The organism is Staphylococcus sp. GDY8P196P, from assembly GCF_017891705.1.
Lineage (GTDB): Bacteria > Bacillota > Bacilli > Staphylococcales > Staphylococcaceae > Staphylococcus > Staphylococcus ureilyticus.
The window spans coordinates 95,410-113,145 of sequence record NZ_JAESJS010000008.1 but is presented as its reverse complement, the minus strand read 5'-3'; the positions used below and the strand labels follow the sequence as shown (position 1 = coordinate 113,145).

17 protein-coding genes and 1 pseudogene are annotated in these 17,736 nt (G+C 30.8%); 9 read left to right on the top strand and 9 right to left on the bottom strand.

Annotation, left to right across the window (positions count from 1 at the left end; all coding sequences use genetic code 11):
• Positions 1-175: 175 nt before the first annotated feature.
• Positions 176-1,606 carry an aminotransferase-like domain-containing protein gene (locus KA814_RS03460; RefSeq protein WP_064209552.1) on the bottom strand — a complete coding sequence of 477 codons (1,431 nt, stop codon included), beginning with the start codon at positions 1,604-1,606 and terminating at the stop codon, positions 176-178.
• Between the two features lie 305 nt (positions 1,607-1,911).
• Between KA814_RS03460 and KA814_RS03455 the strand changes: the two genes are divergently transcribed.
• The gene (locus KA814_RS03455; protein ID WP_064209551.1) at positions 1,912-2,529 is read left to right on the top strand and encodes a LysE/ArgO family amino acid transporter; all 618 of its coding nucleotides are present in this window, start codon (positions 1,912-1,914) and stop codon (positions 2,527-2,529) included.
• Positions 2,530-2,588: 59 nt separating this feature from the next.
• Here the strand turns inward: KA814_RS03455 and KA814_RS03450 are convergent, their stop codons facing one another.
• The 4 genes from KA814_RS03450 to KA814_RS03435 all read right to left on the bottom strand — a co-directional run bounded on the left by KA814_RS03450 (position 2,589) and on the right by KA814_RS03435 (position 5,366).
• On the bottom strand, positions 2,589-3,155 hold the full coding sequence (locus KA814_RS03450) for an LOG family protein (RefSeq protein WP_046207358.1): 567 nt from the start codon (positions 3,153-3,155) through the stop codon (positions 2,589-2,591).
• 3 nt (positions 3,156-3,158) lie between these two features.
• Positions 3,159-3,623, bottom strand: a complete 465-nt coding sequence (locus tag KA814_RS03445) for a YaiI/YqxD family protein (protein ID WP_064209550.1) — start codon at positions 3,621-3,623, stop codon at positions 3,159-3,161.
• Between the two features lie 5 nt (positions 3,624-3,628).
• Positions 3,629-4,330 (bottom strand): hypothetical protein, encoded by a 702-nt coding sequence (locus KA814_RS03440; protein WP_064209549.1) that lies wholly within the window; start codon positions 4,328-4,330, stop codon positions 3,629-3,631.
• A gap of 160 nt (positions 4,331-4,490) precedes the next feature.
• A complete protein-coding gene (locus KA814_RS03435) occupies positions 4,491-5,366 on the bottom strand; it encodes an undecaprenyl-diphosphate phosphatase (RefSeq protein ID WP_046207361.1) in 876 nt (291 codons plus the stop codon).
• A 387-nt stretch (positions 5,367-5,753) separates the two neighbouring features.
• Here KA814_RS03435 and KA814_RS03430 point away from each other — a divergent pair, with 387 nt between their 5' ends.
• Both KA814_RS03430 and cydC read left to right on the top strand, forming a co-directional pair.
• A complete protein-coding gene (locus KA814_RS03430) occupies positions 5,754-7,379 on the top strand; it encodes an ABC transporter ATP-binding protein/permease (RefSeq protein WP_064209548.1) in 1,626 nt (541 codons plus the stop codon).
• Positions 7,376-9,052: a thiol reductant ABC exporter subunit CydC gene (gene cydC / locus KA814_RS03425; RefSeq protein WP_064209547.1), complete on the top strand. Its 1,677-nt coding sequence runs from the start codon at positions 7,376-7,378 to the stop codon at positions 9,050-9,052. Before KA814_RS03430 ends, cydC begins: the two co-directional genes overlap by 4 nt.
• A 242-nt stretch (positions 9,053-9,294) precedes the next feature.
• On the opposite strand, the gene mgrA is transcribed toward cydC, so the two are convergent.
• Complete coding sequence (gene mgrA, locus KA814_RS03420; RefSeq protein WP_046207364.1) at positions 9,295-9,738, bottom strand: global transcriptional regulator MgrA; 444 nt, start codon at positions 9,736-9,738, stop codon at positions 9,295-9,297.
• Between the two features lie 226 nt (positions 9,739-9,964).
• Between mgrA and KA814_RS03415 the strand changes: the two genes are divergently transcribed.
• The 5 genes and pseudogenes from KA814_RS03415 (at position 9,965) to mdh (ending at position 14,001) form a co-directional block, all read left to right on the top strand.
• Positions 9,965-10,891, top strand: a complete 927-nt coding sequence (locus KA814_RS03415; RefSeq protein WP_064209546.1) for a CobW family GTP-binding protein — start codon at positions 9,965-9,967, stop codon at positions 10,889-10,891.
• 37 nt (positions 10,892-10,928) lie between these two features.
• Positions 10,929-11,837: an aldo/keto reductase gene (locus tag KA814_RS03410; RefSeq protein ID WP_064209545.1), complete on the top strand. Its 909-nt coding sequence runs from the start codon at positions 10,929-10,931 to the stop codon at positions 11,835-11,837.
• A gap of 25 nt (positions 11,838-11,862) precedes the next feature.
• Positions 11,863-12,162 (top strand): hypothetical protein, encoded by a 300-nt coding sequence (locus KA814_RS03405; protein WP_064209544.1) that lies wholly within the window; start codon positions 11,863-11,865, stop codon positions 12,160-12,162.
• Between the two features lie 43 nt (positions 12,163-12,205).
• A pseudogene (locus KA814_RS03400) lies at positions 12,206-12,823 on the top strand (DedA family protein).
• A 239-nt stretch (positions 12,824-13,062) separates the two neighbouring features.
• Positions 13,063-14,001, top strand: coding sequence for a malate dehydrogenase (gene mdh, locus KA814_RS03395; RefSeq protein WP_064209542.1), 939 nt, complete (start codon positions 13,063-13,065; stop codon positions 13,999-14,001).
• 76 nt (positions 14,002-14,077) lie between these two features.
• Here the strand turns inward: mdh and KA814_RS13610 are convergent, their stop codons facing one another.
• The 3 genes from KA814_RS13610 to KA814_RS03385 form a co-directional block, all read right to left on the bottom strand.
• Positions 14,078-14,353, bottom strand: coding sequence for a hypothetical protein (locus KA814_RS13610; RefSeq protein WP_064209541.1), 276 nt, complete (start codon positions 14,351-14,353; stop codon positions 14,078-14,080).
• Positions 14,350-15,015, bottom strand: a complete 666-nt coding sequence (locus KA814_RS03390) for a DUF1361 domain-containing protein (RefSeq protein ID WP_081254279.1) — start codon at positions 15,013-15,015, stop codon at positions 14,350-14,352. Before KA814_RS03390 ends, KA814_RS13610 begins: the two co-directional genes overlap by 4 nt.
• Before the next feature lie 735 nt (positions 15,016-15,750).
• Positions 15,751-16,170 carry a PPC domain-containing DNA-binding protein gene (locus KA814_RS03385; RefSeq protein WP_064209540.1) on the bottom strand — a complete coding sequence of 140 codons (420 nt, stop codon included), beginning with the start codon at positions 16,168-16,170 and terminating at the stop codon, positions 15,751-15,753.
• A 205-nt stretch (positions 16,171-16,375) separates the two neighbouring features.
• Here KA814_RS03385 and norA point away from each other — a divergent pair, with 205 nt between their 5' ends.
• Positions 16,376-17,536, top strand: a complete 1,161-nt coding sequence (norA, locus tag KA814_RS03380) for a multidrug efflux MFS transporter NorA (RefSeq protein ID WP_064209539.1) — start codon at positions 16,376-16,378, stop codon at positions 17,534-17,536.
• Positions 17,537-17,736: the final 200 nt, after the last annotated feature.

Sequence of the window (17,736 nt, the reverse complement as noted above, 5' to 3'; positions counted from 1 at the left end):
TCCTATTCTTATGAAGAAGACTAATCCAATTTTTAATATATGGATTAGTCTTTTTGTTTACTATGATTTTGTATCGTCCATGCCTGCCTGGGAATGTGATTCAAGACATTAGTCTCTCATTCATATCATTTCCCTAGGCGTCAGCATGACATAAAAGCGGTATGGTGACTGTGTTTTAAAGTGTTTTGCTAGATGTTAGTTTTTTAATAAGTTGGCTTAATTTTTGTAATGCGAATTCTATATCTTCAATGTTTATATAGGAATAAGAAAATCTTATATGATATTGTGCGTTTTTATCATAAATTTCGCCTGGATTGATTAAAATTTGATTTTGTATCGCTAAATCGAACAGTACTTTCATGTTTATTGGTACATTTAATTTGAACCAAATATAATAAGAACCTTTAGGTATGGACCAAGTACCTAAATCTTGAAAATGTTGATTTAAAGATGCTAAAAATTTATCACGTCTCTCTATAAGTGCTTGTTTTAAATAATTTACATGTTGTTCATGGTATAAGGGGTTATTTAGCCATTCAGTTGCGATAAATTGTGATAATGAACTGGCACCATAATCATTTTGCATTTTCAAATCCGCTAAGTGCATAACAACTGATGGTTTACCTATAATCCATCCTACCCTTAAACCAGGGCTTACCGTTTTAGATAAACTACTAATATATAGGATATTATCATTCTCTTCTAATGACTTTAAAGGTTGAGGACGATCTCCTTCGAACCACAAGTCGCCATAAACGTCATCTTCTACTATAGGGATTCCTGTTTGTTGGCATTGTTGAATTAATTTATATTTTTCTGTTTGCGTATATGCGTGTTGTGTAGGGTTATGTAAAGTCGGTATACAATAAAAAATGCTATTTTTATACAGTGTTTTAGCATTGAAAATAGTGTTAATTTGTTGTTTGATTTTAGATATTGTCAAAAACCTAAGATCTGCTCGAATGTTATGCCATGTATGCACAGAATTTATATATGAGGGCGTTTCTATAATTATCTTTGAATTTGGAATCAGTAAACCATCAGCGATGAGTTTTAATCCTTGCAATGCACCTGAAGTGACGCAAATGTTTGCTTCATCACATTCAATCCCCAATTTTTTAACATGATTTACAATTGCTTTTCTTAAATTTAAATTACCTAAGGGGTGTTCATAATTAGTTTTAAGCGCAGTAGTCGTTTGTTTTGAAAAAATATCTTGAAATTGCTTGTTTGGGATTAATTGTGGACTGAGTTCACCAGTACTTAAACGTAAGATATGCGCATCGAATTCTAATTCGTTAATTCGTTGTATAAAGTATTGATTATTTTTAGAAGCGCTATTTTTAATGTAGTCATGCCAATTCATATTATGATTAATATAAGTATTCCAATTACTTTTCGAAACGTATAACCCTTTACGTGCTTTGCTTTCTAAAATTCCATAACTTTGTAGTATTTCTAAGGACTGAATAATAGTTGAACGATTGACGCGATATTGAGCTGCCAAATTTCTCTGAGAAGGTAATTTCATACCTGCTTCTAAATCACCATTTTTAATCTTCGAAAGTATGTCATCAATAATTGCTTTATATTTTGGCATGAACATGCTAAATCTCCTTTAAGTAATTGGTGGGTTTTTAAAATTATAACTGGTTGGTAAAAATCAATTAAATATATTGTATCATAATTATATATAGAAAAATGGTCATAACTCATATTTGAATATTTAATGCTTATGGTTAGTGTATAGGATTCATTCATTTATTGACTGCACACGTATCATGCGTCAATAAATACATAATGATAAATAATTCTTATTTATTATGAATATCATATTTTTGCGTTAGTTAAGTTTGAGTGAAAACTGGTACGGTTTAATGATAATTTAGTTTTGAAGAAAGAGGAGATAATATGTTGCAACCAATGATTCATGGTTTGTTTTTAGCTTTGGGTTTAATCTTACCTTTAGGCGCACAAAATGTATTTGTATTTAACCAAGGAGCAAACCAAAAACAATTAATTAAGACTATACCAGTAATTATAGCTGCAGGGTTATGTGATACATTATTAATAGTATTAGCTGTATTAGGGGTGTCAGTCTTATTACTATCACTACCGATGTTACAAATCGTAATTTATTGTGTCGGCTTTATCTTTCTTAGTTACATGGCTTGGTCATTATGGCATGAAAAACCACAAACGCTTGAACGTTATCAATCAATGTCCGCGCGAAAGCAAATTGGATTTGCCATGTCAGTCTCATTATTAAATCCTCATGCAATTATGGATACTATTGGTGTTATAGGAACGAATGCAGCAATATATGAAGGCGTGGATAAAATGGTTTTTACGATGACGACAATTGCTGTTTCTTGGATCTGGTTTATATTTTTGGCAATTGCAGGTAAAGTCGTAGGTAATATTGATAAAAGAGGCAAATATATTTTAATATTAAATAAATTTTCAGCAATAATTATTGTGATTGTTGCATTAATAATATTAAAACAATTACTGGCAATACTATTTTAAGCATAAGAAAAGCAGAGGTAGTGGCATTTGTAGTGCACACATATCTCTGCTTTTAAAATTTAGTCGTAACTTCTAATACCTAATGGTTCATAGTTATGAATCGCTTCGAACAGTGCTTCAGGATTGTTACATAGCGGTGCCAGCGATTGATATTTTTTATCGATAAAGCCTTCATGAATCATATGGTCAATCAATGTTTGCAAAGGCTCAAAAAAGCCGTTGATATTATAGATAGCGATTGGTTTTTCATGAATACCGATTTGCGACCAACTATACATTTCAAAGAATTCTTCTAAAGAACCAGCGCCTCCTGGAGCCATGACAAACGCATCTGCTAATTCTGCCATTTTGTTTTTTCTTTCATGCATAGAATCAACTAAAATGAGTTCGCTTAGTCTCGTACTAGTAATTTCTCGTTCATTTAACATATTTGGCATCACGCCAATAGCACTACCTCCGTGATCTAATACGCCATCTTGAATAGCTCCCATAATTCCAACAGAACCAGCACCAAATACTAATTCATAGTTATGTTTAGCCATATAAGTGCCTAATTGGTAAGCTTGTTTCATGTAAGATTCATCTTTACCTTTACTAGCACCGCAATAAACAGCAATTTTTTTCATACTTTATTCCTCCGTAAATAATGACACATCATTAATTATAGACAAAAATTTTTGTTCAAATATCGCAATGTCATCTGTTGTAAAAGAAGATGGGCCTTTAGTGCGCCCGCCACTTTTTCGAAATTGTGCACTCGCATGTCGTTGTTCTAACAAAGTGTTGATATTATTTTGATCAAATATAAATCCTTTATGGTGCATCACAACTTTAGCTTTGTTTAATAATAAACTTGCAAGTCCATAATCCTGTGTTATTACAATATCTTCTGATCGCGTGATTTTAACAATTTTATAGTCGACTGCATCCGGGCCATCATCAACATAAATGACATTGACGTGATCAGGTTGCATTTTTGAAGAAAAATGACTAAAGCTTCGGACAATGGTAACAAAGATGCTTGTCCCTTTTGTCAATTCAACAACAGAATTGGTAACAGGACAAGCATCTCCATCAATGATGACTTGAGTCATAATAATTATTTACCTTTTTCTTCATTGTTTTGCTTTACAATGCTTTTAGCAACATAATTTTTGTATTTTTTGAACTCCGCTAAACGGTCTTTTTTATTTTTTTCGCGAGCTTTGTCTTCTTCTTTATGACGTTTATCAATATTTTTTTGTAATTTTTTATTGAATTTATTTATTTCTTTGCGGTTTTCTTTTTCAAGTTTTTCGCCTTTTTGTTCTGTCTCTTTGTCTAATTTTCCTGGTGTCATGCCAACTTTTTCCATATGTTTATTAGATTTTTTCATAGATTGAATGCGTTGTTTTTCATTATCTTGACGTTTTTTTTCTTCTTTATTGTGGCGTTTATCAATATTTTTTTGTAATTTCTTCTTCATTTTGTCTGCTTCTTTACGATTCTCTTTTTCAAGTTTTTCGCCTTTTTTCTCAATGTAAGCAGGATCATGTTCTTTAGCAATACGTTTTAATTCACGTTTTTGATCCATATTATGTTTTTTATCAATAACATAATCTTTTGCATTTGCAGATTTATCTACTACTGTATCTTTAATTTGAACAGATTTGTTTGCTACGGTTTTTGAAGCTTTAGCAGTTGCATCACTAGCTTTTTTAACATCTGGATGATCTTTAATACGTTTACGTTCAACGATTAACGGTACTAAAAACACAGGCGCTACTGTGATGATTGTTTTAATTAATTGCTTTTTGTCCATACTCGTTGCCTCCAATAATTTTATACTATCAACTTATTACCCCATAATACATCATAATAAACGGTAAATACACGTACTTTCATGGAAATTATTTCTGCAATTTTGGACATGAAATTTAAGAAGAGGCTGGACAAATTACTTGCCTCAGCCTCTAACTGTTTTATTGTCCACTGATTCCTTGACCTATACCAAAACCAAAGTAAAGGATTGCAATAATAATGACTAATATAATTCTATAAATAGCAAATGGAATCAATTTTATTTTACTAATTAAGAATAAGAATGTTTTAATGGCAATTAAACCAACGATAAATGCTGTGATAAACCCTAGGAAGTAAAAACCGATGTGATTTAAATGAATATATTCAAAGTTTTTGACTAGAGATAAACCACTTGCTGCTAACATTACAGGAACTGCCATAATAAATGTGAAATCAGAAGCAGATTTATGGTTCATTTTCATGAGCACACCTGTAGAAATTGTAGAACCAGATCTACTGAAACCAGGCCACATAGCGATAGCTTGGGATAAACCAATTACAAAAGCTTGGAAATAATTAATTTGGTCTACAGTTTGTGGATTCGTAACTTTTTTACTGTATATATCTGCAATAATCATATATATTGCACCGATAAATAATCCAATCATGACTGTTGGGACACTAAATAAATATTTTTCAATAACATCATCAAACATTAAACCAAGTATACCTGCAGGAATCATACCAACGATAATATGTAGTAAGTTTAAGCGTTTAGGTTTTTGACCGATGCCATCGATAGGTTCAGATCTATATTTCCCTATATGTAACATTTCAAAATAACGTTCACGGAATACCCAGGCACCTGCGAATACAGAACCGAGTTGAATTACAATTTTAAAGGTAAACGCAGATTCTGAACCTAAAAATTGAGTTGATTTTAACCACATATCATCTACAAGAATCATATGTCCAGTAGAAGATACAGGTGCAAACTCAGTTAATCCTTCGACAATTCCTAGAATGATTCCTTTTATCAATTCAAGCAATATCATAATTAACCTACTTTCATAATATGGATTATAGTTTATTCATTTTCATTTTATAATAATAGCACATTAAAATTATAAAGTGCCATAGATAAATAAGATTTTGGACTAAAGACTGAGAGAAAAAGTACTTACTTCAGTTAAATGAGATAAAAGATAAATTATTGTAAATTTTATTCAGAAAGTCAAACTTCTTTTTGCAAATTTTTATTTATAATTTATTAATTATATAATTATAAAAAGTTTGTTTTTTACTTTTGAATTTAAAGCATTCAATCATTTGATTATAATTATGGCAAAAATATGAATTAAGTAAATAAAAATGTATTAATTTTTGAGCCAATTCATTTCATTTTAATACATTCCATTTATAATATGAACCAGGTGATATTTGTGAAAAGATTAACAAGTTTAGCGATGAAATATAAAATTTATCCGATATTAATGTTTGTAATCAGTACAATATTAGCGATTACTGTAGTCATTCTGAACATTGCTATTGCAGAAATTTTAAATGCAATGTTACGTCATACACATCAAGATTTGTTAATTTTACTACTAGTGACATTAATTGTTTTATTAGCAAGAGCGACATTTAACACAATAAATCAAATGATAGGTAATCGTATGTCTTCTCGCGTTAAATATGATTTACGACGTCAATTGATTTTAAATAAATCTTCAGAACCTATTGGTGTTCAAATTAATACATTGACTGAAAATATAGATGGTATAGCACCATTCTTTAATAGTTACTTTCCTCAAGTTTTTAAGTCTATGATGATACCACTATTTATCATTATTGCAATGTGTTTCATACATTTAAACACGGCTTTAATCATGATTGTTACAGCACCATTTATACCAATGTTTTATATCATTTTTGGGTTGAAAACACGTGATGAGTCAAAAGATAAAATGACTTATTTAAATCAATTTAGTCAACAATTTTTAAATAAAATAAAGGGTTTGATTACTCTCAAACTATTTAATAAAACAGAAGCTACAGAACAATCTTTATATGAAGAAAGTACAACATTTCGAAATTTAACAATGCGTATTTTAAGAAGTGCTTTTTTATCAGGTTTGATGTTAGAGTTTATCAGTATGCTTGGAATTGGCCTTGTTGCTTTGGAAGCGGGGTTAGGATTAATATTATTTAATAGTATAGATTTTAAAACAGCAGCCATAGCAATTATATTAGCACCGGAATTTTATAATGCTATTAAAGATTTAGGTCAATCTTTTCATACTGGAAAGCAAAGTGAAGGCTCAAGTGATGTTGTCTTCGATTTATTAGATCGACAAGAAGGTTATGTGAAACCACAAGTGCAAACGAATAGTTATCAAAAGCCATTAATACAGCTTGAGCATATATATTATAAATACAATGATGCACAGCAACATGCTTTGGAAGATATCAACATTAGTATTTATGAAGGGGAACATATTGCATTAATTGGAAAAAGTGGAGCTGGAAAATCTACTTTAGCTCAAGTTATAGCACAACATTTTAAACCACAATATGGTTCTGTTATTTATAAACAACAGTTAAAAATTGGTTTTTTGAGTCAGCATCCATATATTTTTAATGCATCTATAAGAGATAATATGACGATGTTCCAAAAAATTGAAAAAGATAAAATTTTAGAAGCGCTTGACGATGTTAACTTAAAAAATATTGTCAATAAGTTAGAAAAGGGTATTGATACTTGGATTGGTGAAGGTGGAGAGATGCTATCTGGAGGGCAGATGCGAAGAATTGAACTGTCACGGTTATTATTATTACAACCTGATGTACTGATATTCGATGAGCCTGCAACGGGATTAGATGTACAAACTGAGCATGTCATTCAATCTGTGATAAACAGAAAGTTTGAAAATACGACGATCATCACTATCGCACATAGAGAACATACAATAAAAAATGCAGATAGACGTATAAAAATTAATGAAGGTTCCGTTGAAGCTATAAAAGTAATCGAGCAAAATGCGTATAAAGGTGGTGGCTTTTGTTGAGACCACATATTCAATTTAAGGTAGATAAAGATTTGATTTTATCTATCATTGTAGGTATATTGGGCAGTTTAACTGCATTAAGCATGTTTTTCTTAAGTGGTTATATGGTGACGCAAAGTGCTTTAGGGGCACCATTGTTTGCATTAATGGTTTTAATTGTTTCTGTTAAAATGTTTGGGTTTATACGTGCTGTTGCAAGATATATTGAAAGATTGCTGTCTCACAGAGCCACATTTACTATGTTGAGAAATGTGAGAGTACAATTCTTCAAACATATTATACCTGTCGTGCCAGATGTGTATAGAAAATTTAAATCAAGTGATTTACTTGGGCGCATGGTTGGTAGCGTAGAAGCACTACAAAATATTTATTTAAGAGTTTATTATCCGCCAGTAGTCATTGGTTTAACGGCAATGATTGCAATGGTTGTGACGTTTTATTTTTCATTTGTTCATGCAATTATCATCTTTTTAAGTATGTTGATAACATTGGTTTTAATCCCTTGGTTAAGCGCGAAAAAAGCACAATTATTAAAAAGAGATGTTAATCGTGTACAAGACCAATTTTTAAATCAATTTTACGATTATAAAGAAGGGTATCAAGAACTTGCAAGATTTGACCAAACAGCATATTATCAACATCGGGTGTTAAATCAATTGAATCAGTATGAACAAGCACAAGCAAAAGAGCAACGATTCTTATCATTGTATGAATATAGTTTGAATCTGGTTTCAATGATTGCTTTATTTGCAACTTTATATTTAGGTGTTATACAAGTGCAAAATCAACAATTAGATGTTGTTTACTTAACAAGTATTGTTTTGATGATGTTAACATTATTCGAACAAGCAATCCCTATGAGTAATGTGGCTTATTATAAAGCCGAGACGGATGAAGCATTGAGCAATATTAATGAAGTTATTGCTCACCCAATGCAACAAGGCAATCAACCACTATCACTAGAAAGTGATGTGCATCAACCTTTCGTAGAAGTTAAAAATGTTGATTTTAAATATTGGAATCAATCGAATTACACTTTAAAAGAATTGAAATTACGGGTGCATGAAGGTGAACATGTAGCAATTATTGGACCTTCTGGCTCAGGTAAGAGTACCTTATTACAGTTAATATTGGGACTTTATCAAAGTGAAAATGGTGTGGTTTTAATAAATAATCAAGATATTACAACCCTTTTAGATTCAAATAAATACAGTTCGATTAATGCTCTGTTACAGTCACAACAGTTATTTGATGGTACAGTACGTGATAATTTATTCACTGATAAAGATGATGCAGTAATCAAAGAAGTTCTTGATACACTAGGTTTATCGCACATTGAATTAGATAGACACATCACACTTGCAGGTAATACACTGTCTGGCGGTGAGATTCAACGAATGGGTATTGCAAGATTATTATTGAAAGAAGCTCCGATTTGGGTGTTGGACGAGCCTACAACAGCGTTAGATATTTATCATACGAATCATGTGATGGATGAAATTCACAAGCAATCTCAAACACTAATCGTGGCAACACATGATTTACGATTACTACCAAAATTTGATAAAATCGTGGTTATGGTTGACGGTAAAATCATAGAACAAGGAGATTACCAATCGTTACTATCAAATAAAGGCTATTTATATCAAATGGTCACGTTAAATCAAGTGTGACTTTTTAACAAAAGACAGCAATATAAGTACTTGATTTGTAAATGGAAAATGTTAAAGATTTAAAGCGAAAACCTGAGCTGTAGCTCATGCATAAGCCCCACTAACTCAATAAATTGAGAAGTGGGGCTTTAAAATAAACTAGAGCCTAGGACAAATCAATAATGTCCTAGACTCTAGCTTTAAATCAATATATTTAATTAATCAATTTCTTAGTGTTTAACCTTAACATTTAGAATTTAGCATTATTTTGCTTTTTCTTCTGTAAAGGCATTAATTACTTTTGAAAGTAATCGATTTAGTTCTTTGTTTTCTTCTGCGCTAAGTGAAGATGCAACTGCCACATCTTGACATGCTGTGTCCAATTCAGGTCGAATTGCTTCACTTTTATCTGTTAAGTGGATAAACACTTCACGTTGATCTACTTCAGAACGTTCACGTTTAATTAAATCAACTTGCTCCATTCTTTTTAGTAATGGAGATACAGTACCTGTATCAAGTGCTAATTCAGTTACGACTTTTTTCACATTAACAGGTGAGTCAGCCCATAAGATTGTTAAAACTAAAAACTGTGGATATGTCAATTTGTATTTTTTAAAGACATTGTTAGAGTAGTAGCGATTTACTTGTCTTTGAGCATTATACAAACTGAAACATAATTGATCCTTTAAATTAAGTGGTTCAGACATAAAGTTCTCCTCCAGACATTCTATCCGTTTTGTTCTTTCTGTTATCGGATTTGAATCCGTCTATTGTTGTGTAACACTTCCTCAAGCATACTTTCACACTGTGCCATGCTAAAATAAAGTATGTATAAAGTTTAGAAGAAAGTCAACATTTTATCAAGTGAAAGGTTAATTATAAGAATAATTAAAGTTTTACGCAAACATTTTTATTTATGAAATGAGTGAGTATATGAAAAATATTAACAATCAAAAAACCCGAATTACGATTATCACAGGATTTTTAGGGAGTGGTAAAACAACTTTTCTTAGTAAATATGTAAAATATTTACAAAAAAACAATGAAAACCCAAGTGTAATCGTAAACGAATACGGTAATTTAGATATAGATAGCTATGCTATTAGCGATGATATTGAGGTTGCGTCAATATTAAATGGTTGCGTATGTTGTGATTTGCAACTAGATTTAATAAAACAATTAAAACATTTTCTAAGCAAAAGTGCAATGCGCCATATAATAATTGAGGCGACAGGTTTAGCACATCCAATTGAAATTATTGCAGCATGCCAGGATCCTGAAATTATTGAACAAGTCGCTCAACCCACAGTAGTAGGCTTGGTGGATGGGCCTCGCTTCTTAAATCGTTTTCAATATACAAACCATACAATTCAATTGATGGAAGAACAATTATCTGTATGCCATGACATAGTGATGAACAAAATGGATCTCATTGATAATCATACACATGAGCTTGATGAAGCAATCCGCAAAATTAATCCAACAGCATCCAAATATTTTACTACATATGCAGATATGGATATGAATCAAATTGCTCTGGTTGAAAATGGAAACCAAATGAATATAAATAACCATGTACATCATCATGGGATAAATCGTCTACATTATCATTTTTCAGGACCTATTCATAGACAATTATTTTATCAATTTATTTTACGGTTGCCAGATAATGTTCTAAGATTAAAGGGATATGTAAAATTTAAAGATATGCCCAACGATATTTATGAATTTCAATATGCGTTTGGATTACCAGATTATCAAACGATTGATAAAGAAGTACCCTTAACGATTGTTATGATTGGTGAACAATTAGATATAAATCAACTACGAAATCAATTAGATATGCTACAATTTACCTAATTTAAATTAATGTAATGAAGAAGGGGTTTGATTCATTATGGAAAGAGTGAAAGTTAACCAACATGTATCCTTTTCAAATGTAATACAAGGGTTTTGGAGAGCAAAAGATTGGGATTGGACACCACAACAATTAAATTACTATATTAATGAATTAGTCGAGCGTGGAATTACTACAATGGATCATGCAGATATATACGGTGATTATAGTTGTGAAGGGATTTTTGGAGAAGCGCTTAAATTATCACCTAATCTACGTGAGCATCTTGAAATCGTTTCTAAATGTGGCATTGTATTACCATCAGAGCATTTGGCGACAGCAAATGGACATCGATACGATCACAGTAAAAAACATATCAGAGAAACTGTGGAACGTTCGCTTAAACAATTACAAGTAGAACAGTTAGATTCATTATTGATTCATAGACCATCTCCGTTGATGGATCCTCACGAAATCACTGAAGCTGTTAAATCTTTAGTTAAAGAAGGGAAAATCAAATCGTTCGGTGTGTCAAATTTTAACAAATCTCAGTATGATTTATTAAGTAAATGCTTAGTTTGTGATAAATTACATATTACTTTAAATCAATTAGAAGTTTCTCCTTATACATTAGATGCGATTGAAGATGGAACCATTAACTATATGTACAAAGATGATGTTAAAATTATGTCATGGAGTCCGTTGGCTGGAGGGAAACTGTTTGATCTTGAAGACGAAAAATCAGCAAGAATCACTGCGATTATATCTCCATTGGCACAAAAGTATAACGTTACGACAACTGCAATTATAATGTCTTGGTTAAAAAAACATCCAGCTTCAATTATGCCGGTGTTAGGCACGCAAAAGATTAATCGTATTGATGAAGCATTACAAGGTATGACAATAACGTTAACTGACCAAGAATGGTTTGATATTTATACAGCTTCCTTAGGTCATGATATTCCTTAGATTCTAATTAGAAGGAGCGTAGAACATGAGTATTCAGAATGAACAACATCATAGAGATCAGTTTAGATTTCAACGCAATTTTATTAACTTTCCTTTTTTAGGTTTTGCAATAGTAATTGCTTTATTAAACATAATATATCCTGACATAAATGTCATGATGGCATTGTTTGGTTTGTTCTTTTTATACAATGGTGGGATATTGTTTGTGGCGTTTATAAAGCATTATAAACGTGTGATGGTCTTAGCAATTATCTTAACCTTAATGTCATTAGCACTATTTGGAATGACGATGTATTTATATGCTAAATCAAATAATTTACTATAATGTACAATATTACTTGATCTAAATAAGTAGTAGGAGGGTATACATGGAGCAATGGATCACTCATTTTATGGAACAATTTGGTTACTGGGGAATTGCTTTTCTGATATTTTTAGAAAATATCTTCCCTCCTATACCTTCTGAAATCATCTTAACGTTTGGTGGTTTTATGACCACACACTCAAACTTGAGTTTTATTGGTGTAACACTTACATCAACTGTAGGATCTATTGTTGGAGCGATTGCTCTTTATGGCATAGGTGCTTGGATAGGAGAAAGAAATTTATATAAAATTGTAGATCGTTATGGAAAAATAATATGAGTAAAAAGAAGTGATTTAGATAAAACACTGCATTGGTTCGAGCGATACGGTTATTGGACGATATTTTTCTGTAGATTTGTACCTCTTTTAAGAAGTTTAATTTCAATTCCTGCTGGTTTAACACGCATGAATATGCCTTTGTTTTTATTATTTACAACAATTGGTACATTGATTTGGAATATCGTTTTAATTTATTTAGGACAAACAGTTGGTAGCAATTGGCATGTGATTGTGCACTATATGGATATTTACTCTAAAATGATTTATATCGTACTTATTATTTTAATTATTTTTATTATTTGGAAGTGGTTGAAACGTCAACGAAAGCATAAGCAAAATTAAGCATAAGCTTTGCGAATTCGAACAATATTTTAGTAGCTACTAAAGAATGGTTTACTTATTAACATCTTATGGTGTGAGATAGCACTTAAATTTATTCAAATTGATTGTATGTGCACACTTTGCCAAAGTTGACTAGGATTGAGATTCATGCATAAGTCCCACTAACGCAATAAATTGAGAAATGTAATTCAAGCATACTAAGACAATTCACTTATCTATCATTATAAGGGGATGATATTATGACAAAACAAAAGGTTTCTATTATAGGTGCTGGCAATACAGGATCTACATTAGCTTTTATTATAGCTAAACATGAATTAGCAGATGTTGTATTAATTGATCAACCTAAAAATGAAGGACAGGTTAAAGGTAAAGCACTGGATATATTACAAAGTAGTCCAATTTATGGCTTTGATGTAAATGTTTCAGGCTCAGTAGACTATGCAGATACAAAAGACTCGGATATTGTTGTGATTACTGCTGGGGTACCACGCAAGCCTGGAATGAGCAGAGATGATTTGGTTAAAATAAATGAACAAGTAATGGAAGATGTCACAAAAGAAATTGTTAAATATTCTCCTGAATGTAAAATAATAGTGCTCACTAATCCGGTTGATGCAATGACCTATTCGGTCTTAAAAGCATCAGGTTTCTCTAAAGAACGCGTTCTTGGACAGTCGGGTATTTTAGATACTGCAAGATATCAAACATTTATAGCGGAAGCTTTAGGCGTTTCGATTAAAGATATTAAAGGATTAGTACTAGGCGGTCATGGAGATACCATGCTTCCGTTAGTTAATGCTACAAATGTTAATGGTGTACCATTGACTAAATTATTAGATGAAACTACTATTAACCAAATTATTGAACGTACTCGAAAAGGTGGTGCTGAAATAGTAGAATTATTAGGTACTGGTTCTGCTTATTATGCGCCAGCTTCAGCAGTGTATACGATGTTGGAAGCAATTTTAAAAGATCAACAACGTTTATTACCCTCTATTGCATATTTAGAGAATGAATATGGTTTTTCTGATATTTGCTTAGGTGTCCCTACAATATTAGGAGAAAATGGTATAGAACGTATCTTAGAACTCGAGCTTTCTGGTGAAGAATTAAAACAATTAAAAATTTCAGCAAATGCTGTTCAACAAGTAAAACAATCGCTAAAAAATAAATAACTTTTTTAAAAAGAAACACCCACAACATGGCTAATAAGTCTGCTGTGGGTGTTTCGTTATATAATTAAATTTGTGATTACATCCTGAAAATACAGATATACACCGCAACGTACTCAAGAAAAGTTAAAATATACATATACTTTAACCTTAACTTTGTTTTAATAGAAACATGCCAATCAGGATATTTACGTTCGTAATAAAATAATTGCAAATAAAATAAACCGATACCTAGTGGTAAACACATGAGTAGAATGCTTTTTGTGTATGAAAATCCTATGTCATGGAGTAAATGTCCAATAATTAGCTGAAATAAGATGAGTACAATAAGTAAAATTAAAATATTAAAAGTCATTTTGTATGTTGTACTCCTTTCGCAAATGTATAAATTAAAACTTGAAGCAATACCAGTAATATGACAAATAGGAAAGCATCAAAATCTAAATGATTGATGACTTCTCTGTAAATTCGAAGTGGTTCATTGATAATATAAACAGAATGCAAACGCAAGAACCGTCCGATATAAATACCTAAGCCATTTAAAAACATCATTATTAATACAATGATTCTATTTAACCAACGATGCGTTGTAAAATTTTCCATTTCTACAAACATTAAAATTAATAAATATAAGGCTAACAAGACACCGGCAACTAAAAAAGTAAAATACATCCATTCAACGATGATTAGCCCTTGATAAAAATTAAAAGTAAATTGATTTAAATGTATTAAATCAGTAACCATATATAGTGTATTGGGTACCATGCATAAAAATATAAGTACAAAAACGATAAATAATGGCCATTCATATTTATATTTCGGTTTAAATAAATTTAATAGTAAGCACAATTCAAATGGAATATATGCTAAAAATAGATTGAGTGTCATAAATTGATAAAATTGGTTAAAGAAAATAGATATAATCATTAAAATTAAAAATATTGTTCTAGCAATGTAACGTGGGGCGATACTTACACCTACTTTCCTTTTAGATTTATATATGTGATAAACACACATGATCATATAATTATTTTTAGGGGGTCCAGTTTTAGCTAATGTTAAAAATACGACTTTGTTTGAAAATGTATTTTTAATATTCTCATTGACTAAGTTTAGTAAATGACAAGCAGTTTAATTTTTAAATAGCAAATAAAAATCCCCTCAAAAAGCTCAATATCAAGGGAACAGCAATATAAAATTACGAATGTGATTTTTCATAATACAATTTATAAACGAAAATTTCAATTATAAACATAATTCGAACCTATTGAAAACGTTTTAAAATAAAAACAAGTTATACATAAATAGCTATTTTCAAAACAAAGTAAATATAAAGCATTTGAGTTAATATACATTATTTTTAAATTTTCCGTTTTTGAGCAATGAGGTTGTTTACTTTTAAAGTTTATTAGTATGATTTGGACTTGTAATTTCTCACAAATTCAAACTCAGAGCGTCAAGACGTTTCAAAATGGTAATCGATAAATGTTAGTACAAAAATAATTGAAGTGTGCTAGTTGGCAATATTAAAAGAATATATATACAGAAAAAACGTTAATTTCTATCTAATTTCAATAGAAATTAACGTTTATGCTTTAGCAAGAGCAAATAATGTTCATGTGTTTTGATTAAGATAGTTTAAATGTATACAAATAATTCCTGACCTATATATAAATTTTATTTTTTGAAGTTAAACACAGTAAATGTTTTTATGGACTAATGATTCATTATTGTTAAATGGACACAAACAATTTACAAGTCTAATAAATTCAATCCTATGTCTGCATTGTGTTTACGATTTATATCTAGGTTTGTCATTGTAATGACGATTTCTGCGGTAGCAGATACAACTGCTTTTGTTAAATGACCGCTTAATGTTTCATATTGGTTAGTACCAAAAGTTGCATGTAAATGTGCAAACGGCTTTTCATCAATATGAGAAATATTACCTAACAGGCTAATTAATTCTAAAGGTTCTTTAATTTCCTTTTTTTCATAGGTTTTAGTTTCTAAATTATAGAAATTTAATTCTACGTCGTCACAAGCTCCAATACCACTAACCGTTCCAAATTTACCGTTTTGCTCACGAGCAAGATCCGTTACAGCTTCAATAATATCTTCACCTTGTTCTAGAACTAATACGATAGTATTGCCATCTACTTGATATACCATTTGAAAACCTCCATTCAAATTAATACGTTAATATCATTATACAATTAATTATTTATGAGATGTATAATAGTGTTTGAAAATGTAAGTTTTTCTATTGTTTTTCTATAGGAAAATGTTATAGAATGTTCTAATATTGTGCATTCCTCTAAATTAACGATTCAAAACAAGATGATTAAAAAATGTGTATAAGAATGGAGTGAGAAACGTGAATAAACAATTTTATATTTTATATTTTAATATCTTTTTAGTCTTTTTAGGTATCGGTTTGGTTGTACCAGTGTTACCCGTATACTTAAAAGATTTAGGTTTAAAAGGTAGTGACCTAGGAATTCTTGTTGCGGTCTTTGCACTCGCACAAATGATTATTTCACCATTTGGTGGTACGCTTGCAGATAAATTAGGTAAAAAATTAATTATTTGTATTGGGCTTGCACTTTTTGCGATTTCAGAATTCTTATTTGCCGCAAGCCACACGTTTTCTCTACTAATCGTTTCTAGAATATTAGGTGGGTTTAGTGCTGGAATGGTTATGCCTGGTGTTACAGGGATGATTGCTGATATTTCTATCGGAAGAGATAAAGCGAAGAATTTTGGTTATATGTCCGCAATCATTAATTCAGGTTTCATTTTAGGGCCTGGTTTAGGTGGATTACTAGCAGAAGTTTCACATAGATTACCGTTTTATGTGGCTGGTACAAGCGGTGTGATAGCGCTTATATTATCTATCACTTTAATTAAAAATCCAAAAAACGAAACGCAAGATGGTTTTACACATTATCAACCTGAATTATTGTCTAAAATAAATTGGAAAGTGTTTCTCACTCCAGTCATTTTAACACTTGTACTCGCATTTGGTTTGTCGGCGTTCGAAACATTATTCCCTTTATATACAGCCGATAAAGCACACTATTCACCTATAGATATCTCCTTTGCAATTACTGGTGGAGGCATTTTTGGTGCGATATTCCAAGTGTTTTTCTTTGATAAGTTTATGAAATACTTTGAAGAACTTACTTTCATTACTTATGCATTACTTTATTCAGCAATTATATTACTTGCGTTGACATTTATACATAATTACTGGTCAATTATGATTATTAGTTTTATAGTATTTATTGGATTTGATATGATTCGACCAGCAATTACGAATTATTTTTCTAATATTGCTGGAAATCGCCAAGGATTTGCTGGTGGATTAAACTCGACCTTCACAAGCATGGGGAATTTTATAGGACCATTAGTAGCTGGTACATTATACGATATTAACTTTGAATTCCCACTTTATATGGCAATATTAGTAATGTTTATTGGTATGATAGTAATATTTATTGAGAAATCAATTCGAAATCGTCTAAAAAAATCATAAAATTAATAACGCAGACAAGTTACGATGCTTAAAACGAAATGCTATATATGACATGGGAAAATAAGTCACTATTCTATAAAAGATAATTTAGATTTCTCACAAATAAACTAATATTAAAGGAGTAAGATATGAGATTGGAGTTACCAATTTAATTTCATATCTTACTCCTTTTTAATTTGAAAAATAAAGCAATTCAAACT